At 35.6% G+C, this 6,070-nt stretch carries 2 protein-coding genes; both read left to right on the top strand.

Annotation, left to right across the window (positions count from 1 at the left end):
• Nucleotides 1-97 precede the first annotated feature (97 nt).
• Nucleotides 98-5,794, top strand: a complete 5,697-nt coding sequence (locus DIU01_RS07980; RefSeq protein ID WP_290833265.1) for a T9SS sorting signal type C domain-containing protein — start codon at nucleotides 98-100, stop codon at nucleotides 5,792-5,794.
• A gap of 63 nt (nucleotides 5,795-5,857) precedes the next feature.
• Nucleotides 5,858-6,025 carry a hypothetical protein gene (locus tag DIU01_RS07985; protein ID WP_290833268.1) on the top strand — a complete coding sequence of 56 codons (168 nt, stop codon included), beginning with the start codon at nucleotides 5,858-5,860 and terminating at the stop codon, nucleotides 6,023-6,025.
• The last annotated feature ends 45 nt before the right edge of the window (nucleotides 6,026-6,070 follow it).

Below are 6,070 nucleotides of genomic sequence, written 5' to 3' on the forward strand. Positions count from 1 at the left end.
ACTTAATATTTAACTAACAATATGCTTTTTTTATGCAGGTATTTCTGCATTTGTCGATTTTATGTAATTTGCAAGCCAATTAAATTAACATTTTATTATGAAACAATTTTATTTTTGGGTATTAATGTTGTTTTGCACTATTAACGTAACGGCACAGAGCACCGCCAATTATGTTTTTAGCACAAATACAATTAGCTCGTTAGCATTAGATGCAAATGCAAACGCAGTAGACATGTCTACTGGAACAACACAATTAGTAGCTTCCTCTTCAGACCAAGGAGTTTCTAGTGTTTCAACAATTGGTTTTAATTATTACCTAATGGGTAATGTTTTTACACAATTTTCTGCTTCTGCAAATGGTATCATTCAATTGGGTAGCACAGCAGTTTCTGGTTCTACGTATGTAGCAAGCGGCGGTACAAGTTCATTACCAAAATTATCTGCATTTGGAGGAGATTTACAAACAGGTTCTTTGGGAAAAGTGCACTACAAAGTAGTAGGCACAGCACCAAATAGATGTTTAGTTGTTGAATTTCTTAATATGAATCTCTACTATTCGTCGGGGATTTTTTCAAATGATTCAACTTATCAAATAAGATTGTATGAAACTTCAGGTGTCATTGAATATGTTTATGGTACAATGACAGTTAGCTCTATTAGTGGATCTCCATCAGATTTCACACCAAGTATCGGATTTTCAAGTGGTACTGCTACCAATACTTTTGGATCAGTAACTTTTGCAGCACATACTTATAATACAACTACAAGTTTTACTGAAAATCCCGCATCTGCAACAGGAGCGATATCACAGTTGACTTCTGCAGGAAATGGATCTAGAAGAGCTTATGTATTTACACCTCCTTCTTCAACAACTGACCCTACAACATTAACTTTTACATCAGTAGGTTCATCGACTATAACGCCAAACTGGGTGGATAACTCAACTAATGAAACAAATTTTATTGTTACTAGAGCTACAGATGCAGCATTTACTACTGGTTTAGCTGCAAGTATTGTATCATCTACAACTTCTGCTGGTACTGGAACTACTTATACTTTAGCTCAAACCGGTTTAAATCCAAATACGATTTATTATTATAGAATTCAATCATCTGTTGAAGGTGGAGCGAGCGCAGGAATTACTGGTAGTCAATCAACTAATCCACCTGGAACATTTACTTCTGTTGCAACTGGAAACTGGAATAGTAGCACAACTTGGGATGCAGCTAGTGTTCCATCTAGTGTTGACAACGTAATAATTTCTGCTGGAAATGTTGTATCAATAGATGCTACAGGTTTAGCAGCCGGTAACGTAACAGTAGATGGTACTTTAAATTATGGAGCTACACCAACATCATTTACAGTAAATGGAAATCTTACTGTATCAAACACCGGTTTAATCAGTGTTTTTAATGGAACAACAGGTAAAACATTAATTGTTAGAGGTGATTTAACAAATAACGGAGCAATTAATTTATCAGTTGGTACAACAACAGCAGGAAATTTAACGCTAAATGGAACAGTAGTTCAGACTGTTAGCGGAACTGGAACATTTACAAATGGTTTTATCCGAAATTTAACTTTTGGAAATACAAATACTGCAACACCTAATATAGTATGGTCAATAAATAACATTAGAATTGCATATGACCTTAATCTAACTGGTGCAAGAATTAACCTTGGAACAAATAAATTGACTTTTGGAAATAATGCTGCAGCTAACACATTAACTGCTCCAGTTGGAACAGGTTTTTTATCCGGCGCGAAATTTTCAAGATGGTGGACAACTACGGGAACAGGTACTGCTTTTACTGCTGGAACTGATCCCTCTAATTCAACAAGTAGGTATCCATTTTTATCTTCTGCAGGTGTATCACGAACGATGTACATTTCTAGAAGCTCTTCAACTGCGACTGGTAACACTGCTGGAGAACTTGCTGTAACTTTTAATGATGCAGCAACTACAACGACAGGATTAACAATTACAGATGGTACATATACAATCACAGATAGAAACAATAGCAATTGGACTGTTACTGCTGAAAGTGGTTATGTCTATGCTTCTGGAACTCACTTGGTATCATTAATTGCAAATAATGCCTATTCTGGAAATAATGCGATTAATGGTAATTCTAGAGTAATGCTAGCAAGTTCAACTGTTGGTGGAACACATCAAAATGGAACTACTACTCCAGGTGCACAACGAACTGGCTTAACAACAGCTCAATTAACAGCAGGTGCATTATATATTGGAATAGCAGCCGCTGATATAAACCTTCCTTGTACTGGAACTCCTACATCAGGCACAATTCCTGCAAATGTGACTGCTTGCTCGGGTACATCAGCTGGAGCAATTGCAGCAACAGGAGCATCAGGTTTACTTCCTGGAATTTCTTTTCAATGGGAAGAGTCAGATGATAATGGTGTTGCAGACTCGTGGGCAAACGCAGTTGGCGGCTCTGGAGCTACAACAGCAACTTTCACAACACCAGCGATAAATACAACTATTTACTATAGATTAAAAACTACTTGTGCTGGCAGTGGATTATCATCTTTTACTAACGTAAGTACTGTTACTACGGCTGTATGTACTTTCAATACAACATTCTCTACTGGTGCTGCATATACATCTATAATGCCAGCTAATGGTGGTTCTGGTTTAGCATTTCCTGGATGGAGAAATACAGATGGAGATGATAACGCTTCTACTGTTGTTAGTTTAGCAGGAACAACATTCAAATACCAAGGACAAACAGTAACTGGTTTTCAAGCATGTTCTAATGGTTGGATGACTTTTAATGCTAATAATGATAATTATACATGGGGCAATACATTAACTACAGCGACATCAACAAATAACACTGCATCTGTATCGAAACCATTAAATTTAATACTAGCTCCATTTTGGGATGATTTAGTATTTACTGGTCAATCATTTGCTAATAGAGATGCAAGTTTACGTTACTTGGTTTCTGGAACTTTAGGCTCTGGTTCTGCAGTAATTACTGTTGAATGGGCAGGTGTTGAAAGATTCAATATTCCTGGTCCGAATTTAAATTTCCAAGTTAAATTGTATGAAAGCGACAATCACATAGAATATATTTATGGTAATTTTATTGGTTTTGACGGCACAGTAACTTCTGCATATTCTTATAGCATTGGTTTAAATGGCACTAACCCTGCAGGAACAACGACGGTTGATCGTTTTGTACAACAAACACCGAACGAAAATCATTTTTCTGCTACAAGCCAAACGGGTCAAATAATCATGCCAACATGTAACAGTATGATTACTTTCACTCCTGGTACTTATACTGGATTAACTGCTGCACCTGCTGCTGTTATTCCTTCAAATAATGATTCTGCTGGAGCAATAGCACTTTCAGTTGGATCTACACCTCCAACTAGTCTTTGTGGTACATACTATACTTCTAGAAATGCAACAGATTCTGGGGCAGGTTTGCCAACATGCTTAGCAACAGCTGCAACAGCTGGATCTCAAGATGATGATGTTTGGTTTACATTTAATACATCTTCTTTAACTAGCTATACTATTAAATTATTGAGTTCACCTCTTTATGATGGTGTTATCCAATTGCTAGATTCAACTTTGACTCCAGTTTCTTGCCAAAATTCTGCTACTGCTGGTCTTACAGAAACTATTAATGCTACAGGATTAACTCCAAGTTCAACTTATTATTTGAGAGTTTTCCATAATGGTACAGCTGTTGGATCATCTGCAGGAGAATTTTCTATTTATATAAATGAAGTAATTCTTCCTCCAACAAATGACAATATTGCTGGTGCAACTCCATTAACTGTTAGCACTTCTTGTACTCCAACTTCAAGTCAATTACCAAACACTTTGGCTGCAACTGCTTCTCCAACATTACCAGCTCCTACTCTTACTTCTACTGTAGCAGATGACGATGTATGGTACTCGTTTGTAGCGCCATCTGATGAAACTGAAATAACTGTTCAATCTGGTGCAGGATACAATGCTGCCGTGCAAATTTTATCTTCATCAGACAATACTGCTACAGGAACTTTACAAGAGCTACTTAATTTAAACAATACTTCTACGGCTGGTGCTGAAGTTGCTTTTGGAGCATTAACTCCTGGAAATACTTATTTTTTAAGAATTTACCACGCAGCAAGTGGAGCAGGAACAGGTAATTTTACTGTATGTGTTAAACAATTATTACCTTGTACTCAAACGACAACCTGGAATGGAACTGCTTGGTCTCCATTTACTCCTCGTGCAACTCAAAAAGCAGTTATTGCTGGAAACTATAGCTCATCAACAAGCTTTTCTGCATGTAGTTTAGAAATAACTGGAACAAGTGTTGTTACAATACCTTCAGGTACAAACGTTACTATAACGAATGAAGTTACTGTTGCGTCTGGAGCAAGTCTTACATTTAGTAATAATGCAAACCTTTTGCAAACTGGTGGTACTACAAATAATAATGTTGGTAATGTTACTATTAATCGTACAACTAATTCTTTAATGCTTTTAGATTACGTAATGTGGGGTTCACCAGTTGCCGATCAACAATTACAAGCATTTTCACCAAATACTTTAAGTAATCGTTTTTATTCTTACAATAATGCAACAAACTTGTATAGTAATGAAACAGCAACTAGCAATTTTGCAGATGCTAAAGGATATTTAATACGTTTACCAAATGATCATCCAACTACTCCAACAACTTGGACAGGTTCTTTCGTTGGTAAACCAAATAATGGTGATTATTCGTTTACACCTGCTGTAGGATTTAACTCAGTAGCAAACCCTTACCCATCAACCTTAAGTATGGCTAGTTTTGTTGCAGATAATCCAACTATTACAGGAACATTATATTTCTGGAGAAAAACTAACAGTTTAACTAATCTTCCAGGATATTGCTCATGGAATAACGGAACTTATGTAAGTAATGGACAACCAGGTGCAATTTCTGATGCTGCTGGAAATGACATGTTACAAGTAGGACAAGGTTTTATTGTAAATGCTACTGCTACAACAGGAGTTTTATTTAGAAACACTCAAAGAACTGCTAATACTGCAGGTCAAACTTATAGATCTGCTGCAAGTGAAACTACAAGTTCACCAGTAACAACTGATGAGAAACACAGAATTTGGTTAAATCTTACTTCTGCTAACGGAAGTTTCTCTCAAACTGCGTTTGGATATATGAGCAATGCAACTAATGGTTTAGATCAATATGATGGTCTTAGCTTTAACGACGGTAATGTATCACTTACATCATTAATTGCAGATCAAAAACATGTAATTCAAGGTAAAGCATTACCATTTGCTGCTACAGACTTAGTTCCTTTAAACTATAAAGTGAATCAAGCTGGAAACTATACAATAGCTATTGACAATGTTGATGGATTATTTTCTAGCAATGGACAAGCAATTTACTTGAGAGATGCTTTATTAAATACTGAAACAAATCTAACTACTACTAGTTATACTTTTGCTTCTGTTCAAGGTGAATTTAACAACAGATTTACAATTGCATACATGCCAAATCAGGCTTTAGTAAACGATGAGTTTACAGAGAACAGCGTAGTAATTTACAAAAACGATAATCAAATAGTTGTAAATTCTGGAAATGCTACAATGCAATCTGTAAAAGTATTTGATTTAACTGGACGTTTATTGGTTAATAAAAAAGATATCAATGCAACATCAACAACCTTATCTGTAAATGCTAAAAATCAAGTGATTTTAGTTCAAGTTAAAGACACTAACGGATCGGTTGTTACTAAAAAAGTTATCAATTAAATTTAAAATATCAATACTATGCATAGTAAATTCAAAAAATTCTGTATAATAGCAATTATCATAATGAGTAATCTTGTCTCTTATGCACAAGAACCTACTCCTGGTGGTGATGGTGGTACTCAAGAAGAACCAGAAGCTGCTCCAATAAATGATTTTATTCCAATAGCTTTAATTATGGGAGCTGGAATTGGATATATGTTGTTTACTAAAAGAAAAGAAGCTAAACAATAAATGATTTTTTATTAAATGTAAAAACCGTCTCAATATTGAGACGGT

The organism is Flavobacterium sp. (assembly GCF_003525665.1).
Classification (GTDB): Bacteria; Bacteroidota; Bacteroidia; order Flavobacteriales; family Flavobacteriaceae; genus Flavobacterium.

Excerpts from the sequence above, each read along its gene's own strand:
- DIU01_RS07980 (WP_290833265.1), top strand. The coding sequence starts at position 98 with ATGAAACAATTTTATTTTTGGGTATTAATGTTGTTTTGCACTATTAAC.
- DIU01_RS07985 (WP_290833268.1), top strand. The coding sequence starts at position 5,858 with ATGAGTAATCTTGTCTCTTATGCACAAGAACCTACTCCTGGTGGTGAT.